The 21,143-nt window shown below is 67.2% G+C and carries 20 protein-coding genes and 2 pseudogenes; 18 read left to right on the forward strand and 4 right to left on the reverse strand.

The annotated features are described in order from the left end of the window. The 5 genes and pseudogenes from DPV74_RS25935 to DPV74_RS25955 form a co-directional block, all read left to right on the forward strand. Positions 1 to 454: pseudogene (locus tag DPV74_RS25935) on the forward strand (LLM class flavin-dependent oxidoreductase); the annotation flags it as partial. A gap of 151 nt (positions 455 to 605) precedes the next feature. After that, a complete protein-coding gene (dkgB, locus tag DPV74_RS25940) occupies positions 606 to 1,412 on the forward strand; it encodes a 2,5-didehydrogluconate reductase DkgB (protein WP_119338228.1) in 807 nt (268 codons plus the stop codon). Between the two features lie 64 nt (positions 1,413 to 1,476). Next, the gene (locus tag DPV74_RS25945; RefSeq protein WP_060285916.1) at positions 1,477 to 2,592 is read left to right on the forward strand and encodes an alkene reductase; all 1,116 of its coding nucleotides are present in this window, start codon (positions 1,477 to 1,479) and stop codon (positions 2,590 to 2,592) included. A gap of 19 nt (positions 2,593 to 2,611) precedes the next feature. Beyond that, positions 2,612 to 3,574, forward strand: coding sequence for a cyclase family protein (locus tag DPV74_RS25950; protein ID WP_059699774.1), 963 nt, complete (start codon positions 2,612 to 2,614; stop codon positions 3,572 to 3,574). Positions 3,575 to 3,713: 139 nt separating this feature from the next. Further along, a complete protein-coding gene (locus tag DPV74_RS25955) occupies positions 3,714 to 4,232 on the forward strand; it encodes a DUF3455 domain-containing protein (RefSeq protein WP_059699776.1) in 519 nt (172 codons plus the stop codon). 138 nt (positions 4,233 to 4,370) lie between these two features. Here DPV74_RS25955 and DPV74_RS25960 read toward each other — a convergent pair. Continuing rightward, a pseudogene (locus tag DPV74_RS25960) lies at positions 4,371 to 5,035 on the reverse strand (O-methyltransferase). Positions 5,036 to 5,083: 48 nt separating this feature from the next. On the opposite strand from DPV74_RS25960, the gene DPV74_RS25965 reads away from it, so the two are divergent. The 3 genes from DPV74_RS25965 (at position 5,084) to DPV74_RS25975 (ending at position 8,530) form a co-directional block, all read left to right on the forward strand. Beyond that, a complete protein-coding gene (locus tag DPV74_RS25965; RefSeq protein ID WP_119338229.1) occupies positions 5,084 to 5,761 on the forward strand; it encodes a TetR family transcriptional regulator in 678 nt (225 codons plus the stop codon). Positions 5,762 to 6,321: 560 nt separating this feature from the next. Then, the gene (locus DPV74_RS25970) at positions 6,322 to 7,710 is read left to right on the forward strand and encodes an NCS2 family permease (RefSeq protein WP_060061051.1); all 1,389 of its coding nucleotides are present in this window, start codon (positions 6,322 to 6,324) and stop codon (positions 7,708 to 7,710) included. Between the two features lie 217 nt (positions 7,711 to 7,927). Continuing rightward, positions 7,928 to 8,530: a hypothetical protein gene (locus DPV74_RS25975; RefSeq protein ID WP_021156468.1), complete on the forward strand. Its 603-nt coding sequence runs from the start codon at positions 7,928 to 7,930 to the stop codon at positions 8,528 to 8,530. On the opposite strand, the gene DPV74_RS25980 is transcribed toward DPV74_RS25975, so the two are convergent. Both DPV74_RS25980 and DPV74_RS25985 read right to left on the reverse strand, forming a co-directional pair. After that, positions 8,517 to 8,918 (reverse strand): CopD family protein, encoded by a 402-nt coding sequence (locus tag DPV74_RS25980; protein ID WP_027790419.1) that lies wholly within the window; start codon positions 8,916 to 8,918, stop codon positions 8,517 to 8,519. The genes DPV74_RS25975 and DPV74_RS25980 overlap by 14 nt on opposite strands. Beyond that, entirely contained in the window at positions 8,915 to 9,223 is a 309-nt protein-coding gene (locus DPV74_RS25985) for a DUF3817 domain-containing protein (protein WP_027790418.1), read from the reverse strand. The genes DPV74_RS25980 and DPV74_RS25985 overlap by 4 nt, the downstream gene beginning before the upstream one ends. Before the next feature lie 107 nt (positions 9,224 to 9,330). Here DPV74_RS25985 and DPV74_RS25990 point away from each other — a divergent pair, with 107 nt between their 5' ends. From DPV74_RS25990 to DPV74_RS26005, 4 genes are all read left to right on the forward strand, one after another. Further along, positions 9,331 to 10,278, forward strand: a complete 948-nt coding sequence (locus DPV74_RS25990; RefSeq protein ID WP_060315646.1) for a GlxA family transcriptional regulator — start codon at positions 9,331 to 9,333, stop codon at positions 10,276 to 10,278. A gap of 67 nt (positions 10,279 to 10,345) precedes the next feature. Beyond that, positions 10,346 to 11,266 (forward strand): LysR family transcriptional regulator, encoded by a 921-nt coding sequence (locus tag DPV74_RS25995; protein ID WP_021156472.1) that lies wholly within the window; start codon positions 10,346 to 10,348, stop codon positions 11,264 to 11,266. A 226-nt stretch (positions 11,267 to 11,492) separates the two neighbouring features. Continuing rightward, the gene (locus DPV74_RS26000; protein ID WP_027790415.1) at positions 11,493 to 12,275 is read left to right on the forward strand and encodes an ABC transporter substrate-binding protein; all 783 of its coding nucleotides are present in this window, start codon (positions 11,493 to 11,495) and stop codon (positions 12,273 to 12,275) included. A 224-nt stretch (positions 12,276 to 12,499) separates the two neighbouring features. Then, positions 12,500 to 13,615 carry a succinylglutamate desuccinylase/aspartoacylase family protein gene (locus DPV74_RS26005; protein ID WP_027790414.1) on the forward strand — a complete coding sequence of 372 codons (1,116 nt, stop codon included), beginning with the start codon at positions 12,500 to 12,502 and terminating at the stop codon, positions 13,613 to 13,615. 150 nt (positions 13,616 to 13,765) lie between these two features. Here DPV74_RS26005 and DPV74_RS26010 read toward each other — a convergent pair whose 3' ends face one another. Further along, positions 13,766 to 14,572 carry a MetQ/NlpA family ABC transporter substrate-binding protein gene (locus tag DPV74_RS26010; protein ID WP_027790413.1) on the reverse strand — a complete coding sequence of 269 codons (807 nt, stop codon included), beginning with the start codon at positions 14,570 to 14,572 and terminating at the stop codon, positions 13,766 to 13,768. 308 nt (positions 14,573 to 14,880) lie between these two features. On the opposite strand from DPV74_RS26010, the gene DPV74_RS26015 reads away from it, so the two are divergent. The 6 genes from DPV74_RS26015 to DPV74_RS26040 all read left to right on the forward strand — a co-directional run bounded on the left by DPV74_RS26015 (position 14,881) and on the right by DPV74_RS26040 (position 21,109). Further along, positions 14,881 to 16,038 carry a porin gene (locus tag DPV74_RS26015; protein WP_027790412.1) on the forward strand — a complete coding sequence of 386 codons (1,158 nt, stop codon included), beginning with the start codon at positions 14,881 to 14,883 and terminating at the stop codon, positions 16,036 to 16,038. A 207-nt stretch (positions 16,039 to 16,245) separates the two neighbouring features. Further along, the gene (locus DPV74_RS26020; RefSeq protein WP_011353838.1) at positions 16,246 to 16,506 is read left to right on the forward strand and encodes a DUF2866 domain-containing protein; all 261 of its coding nucleotides are present in this window, start codon (positions 16,246 to 16,248) and stop codon (positions 16,504 to 16,506) included. A gap of 124 nt (positions 16,507 to 16,630) precedes the next feature. Further along, entirely contained in the window at positions 16,631 to 17,014 is a 384-nt protein-coding gene (locus tag DPV74_RS26025; RefSeq protein ID WP_042972737.1) for a DUF6232 family protein, read from the forward strand. A 187-nt stretch (positions 17,015 to 17,201) separates the two neighbouring features. Next, complete coding sequence (locus DPV74_RS26030) at positions 17,202 to 17,429, forward strand: hypothetical protein (protein ID WP_027790410.1); 228 nt, start codon at positions 17,202 to 17,204, stop codon at positions 17,427 to 17,429. A 268-nt stretch (positions 17,430 to 17,697) separates the two neighbouring features. Next, entirely contained in the window at positions 17,698 to 19,968 is a 2,271-nt protein-coding gene (locus DPV74_RS26035; RefSeq protein WP_119338230.1) for a TonB-dependent hemoglobin/transferrin/lactoferrin family receptor, read from the forward strand. Positions 19,969 to 20,017: 49 nt separating this feature from the next. Beyond that, entirely contained in the window at positions 20,018 to 21,109 is a 1,092-nt protein-coding gene (locus tag DPV74_RS26040) for a hemin-degrading factor (RefSeq protein WP_048023584.1), read from the forward strand. Positions 21,110 to 21,143 lie beyond the last annotated feature (34 nt).

Here is a 21,143-nt window from a genome sequence, read left to right on the forward strand (position 1 = left end):
GCGCGGGCACCTGCCGCCGGGCCTCGAGGTGCTGCCGGCCGCGCGCTCGCCGGTGCCGCTGCTCGTCGCGGGTCTCGCGCAGCAGACGCCCGCGTGGATCGGCGAACACATGGACGGCTGCCTCGCGTATCCGGGCACGCCGGCCGACCATGCGCAGCGCGCCGCGAACTGGCGCGCGGTGGCCGGCGACAAGCCCTACGTGAGCTTCATCCACCTCGACCTCGCGGAAGATCCGCACGAGCCGCTGCAGCGCCACCGCTTCGGCGCCCGCGCCGGACGCATCGCGCTGACGGAAGAACTCGCGACGATGCGCGACGCGGGTGTACGGCACATCGGCCTGCATTTCCGCCGCAACCGCCGCCCGCTCGACGAGACGATGGCCGAGATCGCGTCGGACGTGCTGCCGGCATTCCACGCGAAGACGAAGACAAACGCGCAGACGCGCGCCGCATAAGGCCGGCAACGGCCTCGAGCGAGCCCGCCGCACGACCGATATTTGAATTCAAATCAAATATTTTTGACCTCTAAAGGCGTTTATCTCATCAGTCTCAAGCGCCAGAATGACTTCCATACCGCAACCGTTCCACCCCTTTCAGGAGCACTTGATGAGCAACATTCCCGCATTCGGCCTCGGTACGTTCCGCCTGCAAGGCCAGGTGGTCATCGACTCGGTGCGCAACGGCCTCGAAGTGGGCTACCGCGCGATCGACACCGCGCAGATCTACGGCAACGAAGCCGAAGTCGGCGAAGCGATCGCCGCATCGGGCGTGCGCCGCGAAGACCTGTTCCTCACGACGAAGATCTGGGTCGACAACTACGCACCGGAAAAGCTGGTCGCGAGCCTCGAGGAAAGCCTGCGCAAGCTGCGCACCGACTATGTCGACCTGACGCTGATCCACTGGCCGGCCCCGGGCAACGGCGTGTCGATCGAGGCGTTCATGACCGCACTGGCCGACGCGAAGGCGAAGGGCCTCACGCGCCAGATCGGCATCTCGAACTTCAACATCGAACTGACGAAGGAAGCGATCGCGGCCGTCGGCAAGGATGCGATCGCGACGAACCAGATCGAACTGAGCCCGTACCTGCAGAACCGCAAGCTCGTCGAGTTCCTGAACACCGAAGGCATCCACGTGACGTCGTACATGACGCTCGCGTACGGCAAGGTGCTCGGCGACCCGGTGATCGGCGCGATCGCACAGCGTCACGACGCGACGCCGGCACAGGTCGCGCTCGCGTGGGCGCTGCAGCTCGGCTACTCGGTGATTCCGTCGTCGACGAAACGCGAGAACCTCGCGAGCAACCTGCTCGCGCAGACGCTGCGCCTGACCGACGAAGACATGGCGCAGATCGCCGCGCTGGAGCGCAACGGCCGCGAAGTCGACCCGGCCGGCCTCGCGCCGAAGTGGGACTAAGCGCACAGCTCTCTCAATCGAATCGTCCGCGGCCAGCCGGCCGCGGCACCGACAGGACTCCATCATGACCCAGGACCCGCTTTTCCAACCGCTGCAATTCGGCGCGCTGACGCTGCCGAACCGCATCGTGATGCCGCCGATGACGCGTTCGCGCGCCAGCCAGCCCGGCGACGAAGCCAACGAACTGATGGCCGCGTATTACGCGCAGCGCGCGAGTGCGGGCCTGATCGTCAGCGAAGGCACCTACATCGCGCCGCTCGGCAAGGGCTACGCATGGACGCCCGGCATCCACACGCCGTCGCAGGTCGCCGGCTGGCGCAAGGTGACGGACGCCGTGCATGCCGCGCACGGCCGCATCTTCGCGCAGCTGTGGCACGTCGGCCGCCTGAGCCACACGAGCCTGCTCGGCGGCGCGCAACCCGTATCGTCGTCACCGCTCCAGGCGAAGGGTGTGAACGTGTTCATCGCCGGTGAAGACGGCAGCACGCCGGGCTTCGTGCAGGCATCCGAGCCGCGCGCGCTGTCCGTCGACGAAATCCGCGAGATCGTCGACCAGTACCGCGCCGCCGCGCGCCACGCGATCGAAGCCGGCTTCGACGGCGTCGAGCTGCACGGCGCGAATGGCTACCTCGTCAACCAGTTCATCGATTCGAACGCGAACACGCGTACCGACCAATACGGCGGCTCGCTGGAGAACCGGCTGCGCTTCCTGCGTGAAGTCACGCAGGCGCTGATCGAAGGCACCGGCGACGCATCGCGCGTCGGCATCCGCCTCGCGCCGCTGACCACGCTGAACGGCTGCGTCGACGACGATCCGGAAACGACCTACCTCGCCGCCGCGAAGCTGCTCGGCGAGCTCGGCGTCGGCTACCTGCACATCGCGGAAGCCGACTGGGACGACGCGCCGCTGATGCCGGTCGCATTCAAGCAGCAGCTGCGCGCCGCATACCCGGGCGTGCTGATCTACGCCGGCGCGTACACCGCCGAGCGCGCACGCGAAGCGATCGCCGCCGGCTGGGCCGACCTCGTCGCGTTCGGCCGCCCGTTCGTCGCGAACCCCGACCTGCCCGAACGCCTGCGCACCGGCGCCACGCTCGCGCCGCACGACCGCAACACGCTGTTCGGCGGCGGTGCCCGGGGCCTGACCGATTACCCGACGCTCGCGCAAGCCGCGGCGTGACGATTCATCGGAGTCCGGAATGAAAGCAACGCTCGCCCGGCTCGCGCTCGCCGCGATCCTGCCGTTCGCGGCGGCCCAGGCGGCGCACGCCGCGCCGGCCGCACCCGCGGCCGACTGGTATCCGTCCGTCTACGGCGCGAACGACGAAATCGGCGCGGCCAACCTGCTGACGCCCGACGTCGTCAAGCAGGCCGTCGGCCTCGTGAAGGCCGGCAAGACCTATCCGCTGGCCGTGCCGGTGGACAAGAACCTGCCGGCATTCCGCCACCGCAGCTTCCGCCTGTACAACGTGCAGGTCGGCCAGCAGGCCGGCAAGAGCCTCGGCCCGAACAGGTTCACGTTCAACGACGAGCTCGTGAACGCGTGGACCGGCGTCGGCACGCAGCTCAACGGCATCGGCCACATCGGCATCGACAACGTGTACTACAACGGCAACCGGGCGGCCGATTTCGTGACCGTCGACGGCGTGAAGAAGCTCGGCGTCGAAAAGGTGCCGCCGATCGTCACGCGCGGCGTCGTGCTCGACATGACCGCTTACTACGGCAAGCCGATCGTGCCGGGCGGCACCGAGTTCACGGTCGCCGACATCCAGGCCGTGCTGAAGAAGCAGGGGCTGACGCTGCGCAAGGGCGACGTCGTGCTGTTCAACACCGGCTGGCTCGAGCTGATCGGCAAGGACAACAAGCAGTTCCTCGAAGTCGAGCCAGGCATCGGCATGGAAGCCGCGAAATGGCTGGCCGACCAGGGAATCGTCGCGTTCGGCGGCGACACGTGGGCGTCGGAGGTCTATCCGAATCCGCACACGCAGGATGAATTCCCGATCAACCAGTACATGCTCGCGAAGCGCGGCATCTACAACCTGGAGCTGATCGACAGCCGCGCGCTGGTGCGCGACAAGGCGTGGGAATTCCTGTTCGTGCTCGGCCAGCCGCTGTACGTCGGCTCCACGCAGGTCAACATCAACCCGGTTGCGATCCGCTGATCGCACCTCCGCCCCCCCGACAATCGCGGCCGCTAGCGCCGCGATCGTCATTTCCGGGTTGCGGCCCGCGCCATCGGCGTCTAGTGTTGACGAGATCGACTTCACACGACCGTCACCCGACCTGAGAGGACGCTCCGCCATGCCCAGCCGTTCCCCGACACGCGACATGCTGCTGGCCCTTGCGGCCGGTCTTTCCTGCGCGGCGTTCACCGCGCCCGCGCATGCCGACGAGGCCGCCGGCCTCGCGCCGCCCGAGCCGGCCACGCCGGTGCTGTCGACCACCGCGAGCGGCATGCAGGTCTATGCATGCGAATACGATGCCGGGCACCGGCTCGCGTGGGCCTTCCAGTACCCCGAAGCGCTGCTGTTCGATGCCGGCGGCACCCTCGTCGTCCGGCACGGCGCGGGCCCGTCGTGGGAGGCACTCGACGGCAGCCGCATCACCGGCAAGAAGCTCGAAGAAGCGCCGAGCGCACGCCCGGGCAGCGTTCCTCAACTGCTGCTCGCGGCCACGCCGGCCGCCACCGGCACGCTTGCCGGCGTGCGCTTCGTGCAGCGGCTCGACACGGCGGGCGGCACGCCGCCGGCCGCGACGTGCACGACCGAGCATGCGGTCGGACGCTTTCCTTACTTCGCGCGTTATGTGTTCCTGAAGTGAAGTGAGGTAACGCCCGGCGCCGCCGGCACCGGGCATCTTCCCGCTTCCTTCCGCCGCGCTGCCACGCCGCCATTCATTCAGTTTTCCTGTCTTTCATGCGCGGAAGCGTGAAAGCGTCGACACCCGCGTTACGCCCATTCAGCGTATCCGCATCGACAACTCGACATCGCCGCCGAACGGCACCGACAGATAGCCGTTTTCCGGCGCGCGCACGTACGCGAGGTAGTCGGGGCTGTATTCCGCGTTGTCGGCCACGACGAAAGCCCCCGCCCCGAGGCGAGGTTCGACCAGCGCCAGGATCTCCGGATACACCCCTTCGCGCCGTCGAGCAGCAACAGGTCGACCGAATCAGGAAGATCGGCGGCCAGCGTGCGCAGCGCATCGCCCTCGCGAATCTCCACGAGATCGGCGAGCCCGGCCGTCGTCAGGTTCGCCCTCGCGCGCGCGACCTTCGACGGTTCGAACTCGCTCGTGATCAGCCGGCCACCGCCGTTGTCACGCAGCGCGGCCGCAAGATGCAGCGTCGAAATGCCGAACGACGTGCCGAATTCGACGATCGCCCGCGCGCCGCCGCTGCGCGCGAGCATGTACAGCAGCGTGCCCGTCTCGCGCGACACGGGAAGCGGATAGTCCTTCAGGCGCGCATACAGATCGGTGTAGTCCGTCTTGCTGCGCATCAGCCGCGCCTGCTCGTCGCGCGACAGGTCGGCGAAGGCCGGGCTCGTCGCGGGCGCCGCCGCCTCGGCTTCGTCGAACAGGCGCGCGAGCAGCGACGCCAGCGGGTCGTGAATCAGGGTGGTCATGCGGATCTCCGGTGTCAGGTTGAGTGCGTCAATGCGCCCGACTAGAATATGACGAACTATTCAGGTTTTACTATTCGCATTGACCAACCGCCCATGACCGACCGCCGAAACGCCCCGATTGCCACGCGCAAGCTGCCTCGGCAGGCGCGCTCGACCCGTCTCGTCGAAGACGTCCTCCAGGCTGCTGTTCAGGTTTTGGCGACCGAAGGCGCGCAGCGCTTCACGATGGCGCGCGTCGCCGAGCGCGCCGGCGTGAGCGTCGGCTCGCTGTACCAGTACTTCCCGAACAAGGCGTCGGTGCTGTTCCGGCTGCAGCACGACGAATGGCGGCAGACGTCCGACATGCTGTGCCAGATACTGCAGGACACGCAGAAGACGCCGCCCGAGCGACTGCGCAGGGCCGTCCATGCGTTCATCCAGTCGGAATGCGACGAGGCGAGCATGCGCATCGCGCTCGACGACGCCGCACCGCTCTATCGCGACGCCCCCGAAGCGCAGGAAGTGAAAGCCGAAGGCAACCGGGTCTTCAACGCGTTCATGCGCGAAGCGTTGCCCGGCGTGCCCGACACCACGCATGCGCTCGCCTGCGAGCTGGTCATGACGACGCTCACGTCGGGCGGCAAGGCGTTCTCCGAAACCGCGCGCACGCCGGCGGAAATCGACGCCTATTCGACCGCGATGGCCGACATGTTCTGCGCGTACCTCGCGCATCTCGCAAGCGCCTGACGCGATCGGCGCGACCGAAGCGACGAGGGCCGGAACGCGCGAGCGCAAGCCGCGTGCGGCACCGGTATCATCCGGGTGCCGCTTGTACACGGCCGCGCACCGCACCGCGTCTCGCGCTGCCGTTTTCATGCGCGCGCACCGCCTCGATGAAAGATATTCGTAAGAGTCAATGCCTCACCCGCTCCCGCCCTGTCCGTCGACCCTGCATTCAAATAGTCGCCTTAACGGATTCGAACTAGGCGTATACACGCGTGTCGTCGCGACGGAGCCCGGTTGCACGCCGATATAAGCGCTGCGACATGCGCTGCATGCACTTCTCCCGATGGGACGTGATGGGCCGCTCGCCTAACCTTCGCTACGGCAAAGCACACGTGACGGGGTCGACCACACCACGCGTCGTCCGACGCGACACCCTCGCGATCGTTTCGATTCGCACGTAACGACACGCATCACGCGTCATTCGTCCCCACGACGTTGCCGACAAATCCCAACCAGATACGAGACACCCTGACGACGGTTCGCTACGGGCCGTTTCAGCATGCTGATAAAGGAGCAAGCTCATGAGTGATACCCCGGTGCAGCCGACGGTCGACGTCGGCGCGACAGAATCTGACTTTGGCACCCAGGGAGTCATCGACCGGTACTTCGGCATTTCGTCGCGCGGCAGCACGCAACGCACCGAGATCGTCGCCGGCGTCACCACCTTCCTCGCGATGGTCTATTCCGTGTTCGTCGTGCCCGGCATGTTCGGCAAGGCCGGCTTCGACACGAGCGCGGTGTTCGTCGCGGTCTGCCTCACGACCGCGTTCGGTTCGCTGCTGATGGGCCTGTGGGCGAAGCTGCCGATCGCGATCGGCTGCGCGATCTCGCTGACCGCGTTCACCGCGTTCGGCCTCGTGCTCGGCAAGGGGCTGCATCCGACGGTCGCGCTCGGCGCCGTGTTCCTGATGGGCCTCGTATTCACCGGCATCTCGGTGACCGGCGTGCGCTCGTGGATCCTGCGCAACCTGCCCGCGGGCGTCGCGCACGGCACCGGGATCGGCATCGGCCTGTTCCTGCTGCTGATCGCGTCGAACGACGTCGGCCTCGTGATCAAGAACCCGGGCGCCGGCCTGCCGGTCTCGCTCGGCCAGATCACCGCCCTCCCGGTGATCATGTCCGTCGTCGGCCTCGCCGCGATCTTCGGCCTCGAGAAGCGTCGCGTGCCGGGCGGCATCCTGCTCGTCGTGATCGCGATCTCGATCTTCGGGCTGATCTTCGATCCCGCCGTGAAGTACCACGGCGTCTTCGCGCTGCCGTCGCTGAGCGCACCGGGCCATGCATCGCTGATCGGCGCGATGGACATCAAGGGCGCGCTGTCGATGGCCGTGCTGCCGAGCGTGCTGGCGCTGGTGATGACCGCCGTGTTCGACGCGACCGGCACGATCCGCGCGGTCGCGGGCCAGGCCGGCCAGCTCGACGAGAACGGCCGCATCATCAACGGCGGCCGCGCGCTGACCGCCGATTCGATCAGCTCGATCTTCTCCGGTTTCCTCGGCGGCGCGCCGGCGGCGGCCTACATCGAGTCGAGCGTCGGCGTGGCCGCCGGCGCGAAGACGGGCCTCGCGGCCGCCGTGGTCGGCCTGCTGTTCCTCGTCGTGATGTTCTTCTCGCCGCTCGCGGGCCTCGTGCCGTCGTACGCCACCGCACCCGCGCTGATGTACGTCGGCCTGCTGATGCTCGGCAGCGTGAGCAAGCTGCACATGGACGACATGGTCGACGCGATGTCGGGCCTCGTGTGCGCGGTGTTCATCGTGCTGACCGCGAACATCGTGACGGGCATCATGCTCGGCTTCTCGACGCTCGTGATCGGCCGCATCGCCAGCGGCGAATTCCGCAAGCTGAACGTCGGCACCGTGCTCATCGCGGCCGTGCTCGTCACGTTCTATCTCGGCGGCTGGGCGATCTGACCGCGAAACCTGCGCGACGTCGCCTGCAGAAGGGCGGCGCGCATCGGGACGACATCGTCTCCTCCACCATCGTCGTTGATGGTCTCCAGGCCTGGGAACGCAAGTTTCCAGGCTTTTTTTGTGCGTGCAGTGCAGCACGATGCGCGTCGCGGAAACGGCGCGACGCAAATTCGCGCCCGGTGCTACGATCGCGCTTTGCCCCCCTTCAGGAGCCGCGATGAACGCGCTCGGCATCGTCTCCGAATCGAGCACCCGGACCTCGGCGCGCAAGCCGCCGTTCATCCCGTCGTTCGGGTTCCACGAAGTGCATGAATCGCAGCCGATCGACGCGCCGCCCGCGCGCATCATCGACGCCGTCGCGTCGCTCGACATGCGCGCCGATCCCGTCATCGACGCACTGCTCATGGTGCGCGAATTCCCGGCCGCCGTCGCCGGCGCGCTCCGCAACGGGCCCGCCCGCCCCGAACACGCGCGCTTCGGCTTCGACTCGTTCACGCTGCTCCACCGCGACGACACATCGCTGTCGCTCGGCCTCGTCGGCCGCTTCTGGCGTCCCACGCCCGACGTTCGAACGATCGCCGACGCAACGGCCTTCGTGCGGCACGACGACCCGCGCGATGCGAAGCTGGTGCTCCGCTTCGAGGTCGTCGGGCTCGCATCGGGCGCGCACATGCTGCGCACGGAAACGTTCATCCACTGCCCGAGCGAGCGCACGCGCTGGCTGCTCACGCCGTACTGGCTCGCGATCCGGCTCGGAAGCGGCTGGATCCGGCGCCGTACGCTGGCGGCGGTCGAAACGGCACTCGTCAGAACGGCTTGATCACGACCAGCCCGACGACGATCGCCGTCGCGGCCACGACCGCGCCCGCCGCCTGCCCGAGCCACGGTGTCGGCACGACGACGAGATCGTCGCGCTCCATGCGCCGCAGCGTGCCGGCCAGCATGCCGTGCAGCGCCGACAACGCGACGACGATCGCAAGCTTCACCGACAGCCACGCCGCGCCGAACCAGTGACCGCTCAGCGCGATCGCGATCCCCGTGATCCAGACGATCGCGAGTGCAGGCGCCGTCACCGTGCGATCCCAGCGCCGCACCGCGCGATGCACGGCGAGGTTCGCGATCCGGACACCGACGGACAGCATCAGCAGCCCGCCGACGAACGTGACGACGGCCGCCACGTGCACGGTCTTCATCATCAGGTAGATCATCGCGCGTGCCTCCGGCGCGCGATCCATCCCGCACTCGCCAGCCCCGCGAACGGCACGACGGCCGACAGCACGAGCCGCGCGACGTCGCCCCTGCTCCACAGCCCGCTCGATGCGGTGCCGACGACCGCCCACACGTACATCGCGAACGCGATGCCGTGGACCGGCCCCATGATCGATACCGCGACCGGATAGCCGGCCAGATGCTTGAGCGGCACGGCGACGCACACCAGCACGACGAGCGTGGTCGCCTCCAGCAACGACAGGTACTGCAGGTTCCGCAACGCATTGCGATCGTCTTGTTTCATCGGCGGGGCTCCAGGTTGATCCGCCGCGATTGTCGCGCGTGGTGCGGGTTCGAGCCATTGGCTAGAATGACATCTTTCAACGGATTCCGGCCACGGCCGCGAACGCCATGCACACGGTCGCCGTTCTTGCCTTGCCCGATGTCGTCCCGTTCGACCTGGGCGTCGCCTGCGACACGTTCGCGCGCGTGCGGTCGCCCGACGTCGCGCCGGCCTACCACGTGCGGGTGTGCAGCGAGCAGCCGCGCGTCACCGGCGACCTGTTCGAGCTGCGCCCGCCGTTTCGGCTCGACGCGCTGGCCGGCGCCGATACGATCATGGTCCCCGGCACGTCCGAGCCGCTCGCGCCCACGTCGCCCCGCGTGCTCGCGGCGTTACGCGCGGCTGCCGCGCGCGGTTGCCGGATCGCGTCGATCTGCAGCGGCGCGTTCGTGCTCGCGGAAGCCGGGTTGCTCGACGGCCTGCGCGCGACGACGCACTGGCTCGCGGCCGCCGAACTCGCACGCCGCTATCCGGACGTCGACGTCGATCCGAACGTGCTGTTCGTCGACAACGGGCGCATCCTGACGTCGGCCGGCGCGGCGGCCGGCCTCGACCTGTGCCTGCACATGATCCAGGCCGACTACGGTGCGGCGGTTGCCGTCGACGCCGCACGCAGCGCGGTGGCGCCGCGCGTGCGCGAAGGCGGCCAGGCGCAGTTCATCGCGCCGGAATGGCCGGCCGGCGGCGACGGGCTGCACGACCTGATGGACTGGCTCCAGGCGAACCTGCGCAAGCCGCTCACGCTCGACGAGATGGCCCGCAAGGCATCGACGAGCGTGCGCACGCTGACGCGGCGCTTCCAGGAACAGACCGGCACGTCGCCGCGGCAATGGCTGCAGACCGCACGCGTCAGGCACGCGCAGCAGTTGCTGGAGGTGACGGCGCTGTCGATCGAGCATGTCGCGACGGAAGCCGGATTCGGTTCGGTCACCGCGTTTCGCGAGCGGTTCGTGCGCATCGTCGGCACGTCGCCGCAGCGTTATCGCCAGACGTTCCGCGCACGCACCGGCGCGTGACGTTCGTCAGGATCACTACCTGAAGCATCCAGCCGCCGCCCCCTTTCGCGCCAACCGGACCCGATCGATGACCCGCATCCGCAATCCCCTGAACATCGCGCAGCTCCAGGCGTTCGTCTCCGCCGCGCATCACAAGAGCCTGCGCGCCGCGGCGCGCGAACTCGGCGTCACGCAGCCCGCGATCACGCATACGATCCGCGAGCTCGAAACGGCGCTCAACGCGGAGCTGCTCGCGCGCAGCGTCCGCGGCGTCGAGCTGACCGCGTGCGGCCATGCGCTGCTGCCGCGCGCCGAGCAACTGCTCGGCGATATCCGCCGCACGGTCGAGGCCGTCGAACAGGTGAAGGGCGAGATGTCCGGCCGCGTCGCGGTCGGCACGATGCCGTCGATCGCGCTGACGGCGCTGCCGCGCGCGGTGACGGCATTCCGCCGGTCGATGCCGGACGTGAGCCTGCATCTCGAGGAAGTGACGGTGCCCGACGCGCTCGCGCAATTGCGCAACGGCACGCTCGACATCGCTGCGATGCACCACGTGCCCGCGCTCGACCGCGATTTCACGCAGTTGCCGCTGCTGTCGACCGAATTCACCGTCGTGATGCGCGAAGGCCACCCGCTCGCGCACGCGCGCCGGTTAGAGGAATTGCTCGATGCCGAATGGATCGTCACCGTCGGCGCCGAGCAGTTTCCGCACAGCGTGATGGTCGGGATGTTCCAGGCGCACGGGCTGCCGCTGCCGAAGCGGCTCTTGCGCTCGCCGATGTCGTTCGCGGTGACGCTCGGGCTCGTCGCGCGCTCGGACGTGATCGGCTGCTTCACGCGCCCGCTCGCCGCGACGGTCGCGCCGCTCGGCATCCGCACGGCCGAACTCGACGAGCGCATGCCGCGCTTCGACCTGTCGATCATCGCGCGGCGCGACCTGCTGCCCACGCCCGCCGTCACGCAATTCGTCACGTGCCTGCAGCGTGCGGTCAACGAAACGCTCGGCTGAATCGTTCCTGTGTCTGAAACGGCGGCGCACGCAACGCGCCGCCGCCGGGCCCGGTATCGGGGCTTGTCCTAGGCGCCCTGCCGGTATTTTGTCTTGATAATCTTGCGCACGTCGCGCGCCCGCATCGGGTGGGCGAAACGGACAGCCTGACGCGAAGCCGCGGCGGGCCGAAGGCTTACGGCGCGGCACAACCGCGCACCCATCGAACAAAACGAGGAGTCACCTGGTGAAAAAGATTCTTGCGGCTGTGACCGTTGCCCTGCTCGCCGTATCGGCCGGCAGCGCGTATGCGAAGGACTGGTCGACCGTGCGGTTCGGCGTCGACGCAAGCTACCCGCCTTTCGAATCGAAAGGCGCTGACGGCAAGGTTGTGGGTTTCGACGTCGATCTCGGCAACGAAATCTGCCGCCGCATGAACGCGAAGTGCGTGTGGATCGAAAACGACTTCGACGGGATGATCCCGGCACTGAAGGCCCGCAAGTTCGACGGCGTGCTGTCGTCGATGTCGATGACGCCGGCGCGTCAGGAACAGATCGCCTTCTCGGCGAAGCTGTTCAACACGCCGACGCGCCTCGTCACGAAGAAGGGTGCCGGCCTGATGCCGACGGCCGAATCGCTGAAGGGCAAGTCGGTCGGCGTCGAGCAGGGCACGATCCAGGAAACCTACGCGAAGACGTACTGGGCCCCGAAGGGCGTGAACGTCGTGCCTTACCAGAACCAGGACCAGGTCTACGCCGACCTGATCTCCGGCCGTCTGGACGGCGCGCTGCAGGACGCGGTGCAGGCCGAAATCGGCTTCCTGAAGACCCCGCGCGGCGCGAACTACGACTTCGCCGGCAAGGATCTCGACGATCCGAAGACGCTCGGCGAAGGCGCCGGCATCGGCCTGCGCAAGGAAGACACCGACCTGAAGGCGAAGATCGACAGCGCGATCGCCGGCATGCGCAAGGACGGCACGTACGCGAAGATCGCGAAGAAGTACTTCGATTTCGACGTCTACGGCAAGTAATCCGCCACGCAAGCGCACGCTTCGCTTCGGCACGAACGGGCTCCGCAAGGAGCCCGTTTTTTTCGTGCACGGCGGACGCGGCGTTATTTTTTCCGCACCAACCTGATGATTCGCAACGAAAATCGGCGCGTTCTGGCGCCGGTTTGATGGGGGCGAGGAAGGCAACGTACAATCGATCTTCCACGCACACCGGATCATTCGCGGCTGCGCCGCACTCCCCCATCATGCAAACGCAGACCCATCCGCTGATTTCCCCCGCCGTCGGTACCGAACGCCAGATCACGAGCTTTCACTACGGCCCGCGCGGCGGCAAGAAGGTCTACATCCAGTCGTCGCTGCACGCGGACGAACTGCCCGGCATGCTGGTCGCCACGCTGCTGCGCCGCAAGATCGCCGCGCTCGAAACGGCCGGCAAGCTGCGCGGCGAAGTCGTCATCGTGCCCGTACCGAACCCGATCGGCCTGTCGCAGCACGTGTTCGGCGATCACCTCGGCCGCTTCGAGCTCGGCTCGATGCAGAACTTCAACCGCAATTTCTACGATCTCGCGGCGCTCGTGCTGCCGCGCGTCGAACACCGCCTCACGCACGATGCGCAGCACAATCTCGTCGCCGTGCGCGCCGCGATGCGCGAAGCACTCGACGAGCAGAAGCCGCGCACCGAGCTCGATTCGCAGCGCCTCGCGCTGCAGAAGCTGTCGTTCGACGCCGATATCGTGCTCGACCTGCACTGCGACAGCGATGCGGTGATGCACCTCTACACGAATCCCGATCTGTGGACCGACGTCGAGCCGCTGGCGCGCTATCTCGACGCGCAGGCGTCGCTGCTCGCGCTGAATTCGGTCGGCAATCCGTTCGATGAAATCCACAGCTTCTGCTGGTCGGATCTGCGCAGCCGTTTCGGCGACCGCTTCCCGATCCCGAACGGCGCGATTTCCGTCACGGTCGAACTGCGCAGCGAACGCGACGTGTCGTACGAGTTCGCCGAAAAGGACGCGCAGGCGATCGTCGAATACCTGACCGAGCGCGGTGTCGTCGAAGGCACGCCGGCGCCGCTGCCGCCGCTCGCGCATCCGGCCACGCCGCTCGCGGGCACCGATCCGCTCGTCGCGCCCGTGTCGGGCGTGATCGTGTTCCGCACGCCGGTCGGCGTGATGATCGAGGCCGGCCAGGCCGTGGCCGACATCGTCGATCCGCTGACCGATCGCGTCGTCACGCTGAAGAGCAGCGTGTCGGGCGTGCTGTACGCGCGCCAGATCGTGCGCTTCGCGACGGCCGGCATGGAAGTCGCGCGCATCGCGGGCGCGACCGCGATCCGCACGGGTTCGCTGCTGTCGGCCTGAGCGGCCGGCCCGCACGCCGGGTCACGGCGCGTATCGGGCATCCCCCGGCGCTCACCCGCGCGCACCAATGAAATCGCCCGCTTGCGCGGGCGATTTGCTTTCCGGAATGCCCGGCGATCCATCCGGCCGGGCGAAGGCACGCGTGGGCGTTCAGAACGCCGGCACGATTGCGCCGCCGAACTTCTGGTCGATGAACTTGCGCACGTCGGCCGATTCATAGGCCGCGACGAGTTTCTTCACCCACGGCTTGTCCTTGTCCTGCGCGCGCACGGCGATCAGGTTCGCGTACGGCCCGCGCAGGTCCTCGATCGCGATCGCATCCTTCACCGGCGTGAGCCCGGCCTTGACCGCGTAGTCGGTGTTGATCGACGCGGCGTCGAGATCGGGCAGCGCGCGCGGCAGTTGGGCGGAGTCGAGTTCGACGATCTTGATCTTCTTCGGGTTCTCGGCAACGTCGAGCGGCGTCGCGTTCACGCCGTTGGTGCCGACGCCCGGCTTCAGCTTGATCACGCCGTATTTCTGCAGCAGCAGCAGCGCGCGGTTGCCGTTCGACGGATCGTTCTGGATCCCGACCTTCGCGCCCACCGGCAAATCCTTCAGCGACTTGATCTTCTTCGAATAGAAACCCATCGGCGCCGTGTAGGTGAGCCCGACGTTGACGATCTTGTAGCCGCGCTGCTTGATCTGGCTGTCGAGGAACGGCTGGTGCTGGAAGCCGTTCGCGTCCAGGTCGCCGGCATCGAGCGCCGCGTTCGGCTGCACGTAGTCGTTGAATTCGATGACCTTGATCGCGAGGCCTTCGCGTGCGGCGACCTTCGTCACCTCGGTCCAGATCTGCGCGTCGGGGCCGCTCATCGTGCCGATCTTCAGCGTTTGCGAGTCGGCGTGCGCGCCGGGCGCCGCGAATGCCAGTGCGGCTGCGAGCGCGCCGAGGCCGGTCAGGAATGAACGTCGCATGGTGTCCTCTCGTCCCGTGTCGTTTGTTGGAAAACGGATCGTGGCACGGGGCCGGAACGCCACCAACCAAGCTTATTTCATGTGCATATTCCGGGGCCGGATCGATTCTCAGCCGAATTCGGTATAACCCGCGACGGTACAACCGGGCAGAATTCAGTGTCGCATCGGCGCCACACATTCTTCATATGACAGTCGCTGTCATATTCATTACGTGGCCCCTCGATAAAGTTGCCGCCGGTCCGTGAAAGCGCCCACAGAGAGCGCCGGAACCGCAACTGGACACGCCATTTATTCGCTCGGAGAATCCTTTGAACAAGAAACTGTTGACCATCGCCGTCCTGGCAGCAACGGCCGGCACGGCGCACGCACAAAGCAGCGTGACGCTGTACGGCGTCATCGATGCCGGTATCAGCTACGTGAACCACAGCAAGACCGCCAACGGCGGCTCGGGCAAGCTGTTCAAGTATGACGACGGCGTTGCCCAGGGCAGCCGTTGGGGCCTGCGCGGCACCGAAGACCTCGGTGGCGGCCTGAAGGCGATCTTCGTGCTCGAAAACGGCTTCAACAGCGGTAACGGCACGATCGGCCAGGGCGGCGCGATCTTCGGCCGCCAGGCTTACGTCGGCCTGAGCCAGTCGCAATACGGCACGGTCACGTTCGGCCGCCAGTACTCGTTCTCGACCGACATCCTCGGCTCGAACTACTCGACGGGCGGCAACACGGTCGCGGGCAACTACGCGTACCACGTGAACGACATCGACCAGCTCACGTCGAGCCGCATCAACAACGCCGTGAAGTTCCAGAGCGCGAACTACTCGGGCTTCACGTTCGGCGCGTTGTACGGCTTCTCGAACTCGACGGACTTCGCCGGCGCACCGGCAACGACGTCGGGCACGACGACGACGGCAGGCTCGTCGCGCGCATACAGCTTCGGCCTGAACTACGCGAACGGCCCGCTGTCGGTCGGCGCAGCCTACACGGACATCCGCTTCCCGAGCCAGTCGACGCCGGCCTTCTCGACGTCGATCGCGAACCTGAGCACGGGCAACGTCCGCGACCTGCGCACCTACGGTGTGGGCGGCCGCTACGTCTGGGGCCCGGCAACGGCATGGCTGCTGTGGACGCGTACGCAGTTCTCGACCGTCTCGGGCGCGGGCGGCACGTTCTACAACGCGTATGAAGCAGGCGCGAAGTACGCGTTCACGCCGGCCCTGTCGGGTGGCCTGGGCTACACGTACACGAACGCGACGCAGAACGGCAATTCGTGGCACTGGAACCAGGTCAACGGTATCGCCGACTACGCACTCAGCAAGCGTACGGACGTGTACGGCCTGGTCGTGTACCAGCAGGCATCGGGCAAGGGCGTGCAAGCACAGATCGGCTCGAGCACGAGCTACTTCAACACGTCGGGCACGGGTTCGAAGAACCAGATCGCCGCTCGTATCGGTATCCGTCACAAGTTCTAAAGCATCCGCTTAACTCGCGGATCACGACGGCAAGAAGCGCCCCGCTCCACGCGGGGCGCTTTTTTATGGGCTTTTAAGTTTCGCTTAATTCTGGGCTGAGAGGATGCTCTCACCCCCCCTGTTGGCCGCCTGAACATCGGCGGCTTTTTTTTTGAACCGCCGACGGCGCCGCCATCGATTGCCCACAAGACAGGATCGGAGGCCATGATGATCGAAGATACCGTTTTCAGCCATCTGCACGCGATTCTGACGTGCCAACACTCGATGCCGGTCCAGAGCTGCCGCGTATCGGTCGAAATGCAGCGCCCGTGGGGACGGCCGTATCGTCTCGTCGAATGGACGATGCACCTCGACGCACCCGCGCGGCGCCAGATCGTGCCGGCCGAATCGACCGACGAAGAAATCGCCGAGGTCGTCGCGTCGCACGTGCCGGGCCGGCTTTACGGCGACGGCCGGCTGCAGTTCTGAACGCCGTCCCGTTCCACCCGCTGCCTGTCTTTCGAGCGCGCCGCACGCATCGTGCGGCAGTCGGTCTCGTTTGATGCAGCAACGAAACCTGCTACGCTGCGCGTTTTCGTCCACGCAACACACGATGGAAAACGCATTCAACGAACGCGGCGTGATGATCACGCGCAACGGCCTGTCGGCCGCCGGGCAGGTATTCGCGCTGCGTGACATCCGCCACGTCGATGTCGTCAAGATTCCGAAAAACCGCCTCGTGCCGTCGCTGATCTCGCTGATCGGCGCGGCCGCCGCCGTCGCGGGCGGCATCGCCGGATCGAGCGCCGCGCTCGTCGTCGGCGTGATGCTCGCCGTCGTCGGCTATCTCGCGTGGACCACGCAGGACGTCACGTATCGCCTGATGGTCGAGATGCCCGACGGCAAGCGCGAAGCGCTGTCGAGCGTCGACGTCGAATTCGTCGAACGCGTCGCGCAGGTCGTGCGCGATGCGCAGGCCGCAACGACGGCCGGCTGATTCCGTTCGCATCCCTGCACGCTTCAATCCGTGGTGCCCGGCCGCGCGCGGCGCGTTTCGCGTCGCGCAACGGCGCCTTCGATTGCCCCGTCGAATCGCATTCCGCCGACGCCTCGCCTGCGCTGCGTACGCCGACCGCCTAGTATGGAAAGAGCGGCTCGTCGCCGCATCGTCCGAGGAGGCCAGCATGAACGTCCAGACGCTGTCCGGCACGCTTCGCGCGCAGGAACTGCTGATCGTGTCGATGGTCCGCGCGCTGCCCCCTGACGCACGCCGTGCGCTCGTCGACCTCTACACCGAGCAGATCGCGTTCGCCGAACAGGCCGGCCTCGAAGGCCACGGCGATCGCGCGACCCACGATGCGTTCATCACGCATGCACGCAACCTGCTGATCCGCATCGAAGCACTCGCCTAGGGCCTGTTCACGCTCGTGGCGGGCTTGCTCCACGGCCCGCGTTTCTTCCGTATTTTCCGGCGCGGCTCGCCCGAGCCGCGCAGGTGAGCGCTCACCCACGCGCGCCGCTTTTCGTTCTTGTATTGATAATAATTCTCATTTACACTGGCAAAATTGTCAGTTGCCTTTCAATTCGCCGCTCGCCGCATTCCGTGCGCGGGCGGGCCAGCCAGGTGAACGCGTCACCCAGCCAGCCTTCGGGCTTGTTTTCGTCAATGGGAGACCACCTGTGCATTGCTATACGCTGGCGCGGCGGCCGATCTGTGCCGCGCTGTTCGGCGCGTTCGGCCTGTCCGCCGCCCCGGCTCACGCCGATTCGTCGCCGCAAGGCGCCACCCCGCCTTCCACCCTGCTCGTTGCCGCGTCCACGCGCGGCGATGCGGCGCTGCTCGACCCCGTCACCGTCACGGCCAACCGCACGGCAACGGCCACGAGCCGCACGGCTGCGTCCGTCTCGGTGATCACCGACGAGGATCTGGAGGAACAGCAGGCCACCAACATCAAGGATGCACTGCGCTACGAGCCGGGCATCACGGTGCGCCGCACCGCGTACCGGCCCAGCAGCGCCGCGCTCGGCGGCGGCCGCGACGGCGATTCGAGCATCAACATCCGTGGCCTCGAAGGCAATCGCGTGCTGCTGATGGAAGACGGCATCCGCCTGCCGAACGCGTTTTCATTCGGCCCGCTCGAAGCGGGGCGCGGCGACTACGCCGATCTCGACACGCTCAAGCGCATCGAGATCCTGCGCGGGCCGGCGTCGGCGCTCTACGGGAGCGACGGCCTGACCGGCGCGGTGAACTTCATCACGAAGGATCCGCGCGACCTGCTGTCGATCTACAACAAGCCCTATTACTTCTCGTTCCGGCCGAGCTACGATTCGGCCGACCGCAGCATCGGCGCGACCGTGTCGGCCGCGGGCGGCAACGATCGCGTCCAGGGGATGATCATCGCCGACGGCCGGCGCGGCCACGAGGTCGACACGCGCGGCAGCAACAACTCGGCGAGCACGCTGCGCACCACGTCGAACCCGCAGGACGTCTATTCGGAATCGCTGCTCGGCAAGCTCGTACTGACGCCCACCGCGCGCGACACGTTCAAGCTCACCGCCGAAACGGTGCAGCGGCGCGTGAGCACCGACGTGCTGTCCGCGATCAATCCGCCGAACACGCTCGGCCTCACGACGAACGACCGGCTCGAACGCAACCGCTTCAGCGTCGACTACGATTTCCGCGACGATGCGTTCCGCTGGTTCCAGACCGCGCACGTGCAGTTCTACTACCAGGACGCGAAGCAGGACCAGTACGCGTTCGAGACGCGCGGCGCGCCGCTGAAATCGCGTTCGCGCGACAACCAGTACAAGGAACGCACGTTCGGCGGCTCGGCGTTCGCCGAAAGCGGCTTCGCGACCGGGCCGTTCGCGCACAAGCTGCTGTACGGCGTCGACGGCAGCGTGTCGCGCGTGACGAACCTGCGCGACGGCACGGTGCCGGGCGTCGGCGAAGCGTTCCCGAACAAGGCGTTCCCCGACACCGACTACACGCTGTTCGGCGCGTTCCTGCAGGACCAGATCGGCTACGGCCGCCTGCTCGTCACGCCGGGCCTGCGCTTCGACACGTACCGGCTGAGCCCGACCGAAAACGATCCGCTGTTCACCGGCAAGGCCGTGTCGACCAGCGCGAACGAACTGTCGCCGCGCGTCGCCGTGCTCTACGAGATCACGCCCGCGGTCATTCCGTACGCGCAGTACGCGCACGGCTTCCGCGCACCGACGCCCGACCAGGTGAACAGCAGCTTCTCGAACCCGGTGTACGGCTATACGTCGATCGGCAATCCGAACCTGAAGCCCGAGACGAGCGATACCTTCGAAGCCGGGCTGCGCGGCAAGGCCGGCACCGGCTACGGCGTCGTGCGCTACAGCGCGGCCGCGTTCACGGGCCGCTACCGCAACTTCATCTCGCGCACGACGATCGCGGGCAGCGGCCGGCCGGCCGACCCGTTCGTGTTCCAGTACGTGAACTTCGCCGACGCGCGCATCCACGGCCTCGAAGGCCGCGCCGAATGGGTGATGCCGAACGGCATCACGCTGAAGACGGCGATGGCGTTCACGAAGGGCTCGACGCAGAACGACGGCGCGGCGAGCCAGCCGCTCAACACCGTCAACCCGTTCTCCGCCGTGTTCGGCGTGCGCTACGAGCCGACCGAACGCTGGTTCGTGCAGACGGACCTGCTGTTCCAGGCCGCGAAACGCGACAAGGATATCGACAAGTCCGACTGTTCGAACAAGACGTGCTTCTCGCCGCCGTCGTCGTTCGTCGTCGACCTGCGCGGCGGCTACCGCTTCAACAAGCACGTGAGCGCGACGATCGGCATCCGCAACCTGTTCGACCGCAAATACTGGAACTGGTCGGACGTGCGCGGCATCGCAGCCGATTCCCAGGTGCTCGATGCGTATACGTCGTCCGGACGCACGGTCGCCGTCAGCATGAAAGTGGATTTCTGATGCGCGCCGCCTGCGCTGCCACCCCAACCGTTACTTGAAGGAGTCCGACATGATGCAATCCGCCCTTCCCGGTCAACCGGCCACGCCGGCCCGCGCGGCCGCCGCGCTGCGCGACGCGTTCGTCAAGCTCAAGACCGAGCGCCAGCTGCGCAACCGCGACGTCGCGCAGGCGCTCGGCGTCAGCGAAGGCGAGGCGCTCGCCGCGTTCGTCGGCGAGCACGTCGTGCGGCTCGACGCGCGTTTTCCGGCGATGTTCGAGGAAATGCCGCGCCTCGGCCGCGTAATGGCGCTCACGCGCAACGACACGGCCGTCCACGAGAAGGACGGCGAATATGCGCAGATGAGCCATGACGGGCCTGTCGGCCTCGCGCTCGGCGATATCGACCTGCGCATCTTCTATCGTCACTGGGTGTCGGCGTTCGCGGTGCGCGACGAGACCGCGCACGGCCCGCTGAAGAGCCTGCAGTTCTTCGACGCGCAGGGGCATGCGATTCACAAGGTCTACCTGCGCGCGCACAGCGACCACGCCGCGTACGACGCGTTCGTCGAGCGCTGGCGCGCGCCGTCGCAGGAGCCGGGACTCGAGGTCGCGGCCGCCGCGCCGAAAACGCCCGAGCGCGCCGACACCGAGATCGACGTCGCGGGTTTTCGCGCCGCCTGGGACGCGATGACCGACACGCACCAGTTCTTCGGCATCACGCAGCGCTTCGGCGTGAGCCGCATGCAGGCGCTGCGCCTCGCCGATCCGCAATACGCGTATCCGGTCGAAACCGCGCATGCGCTGCGCCACGTGCTCGAACAGGCCGCCCAAAGCGGCCAGCCGATCATGGTGTTCGTCGGCAACGCGGGGATGATCCAGATTCATACGGGCCCGGTCGCGAACGTGCGCGAGGTCGGCGCGTGGATCAACGTGCTCGATCCGGGCTTCAACCTGCACGTGCGCGAGGACCTGATCGCCGCCGCGTGGGTCGTGAAGAAGCCGACGAGCGACGGCATCGTCACGTCGCTCGAGCTGTTCGACCGGCAGGGCGACCACGTCGCGCTGCTGTTCGGCGAGCGCAAGCCCGGCAAGGTCGAACGCGACGACTGGCGCGCGCTCGTCGCGACGCTGCCGGCCGCGGCACGCGGAGGCGCGCGGTGAGCGCGCGACCGTTCGATCCGCGCCGCCGCGCCAT

This window comes from Burkholderia sp. HAN2018 (assembly GCF_024704855.1).
Classification (GTDB): domain Bacteria; phylum Pseudomonadota; class Gammaproteobacteria; order Burkholderiales; family Burkholderiaceae; genus Burkholderia; species Burkholderia cepacia.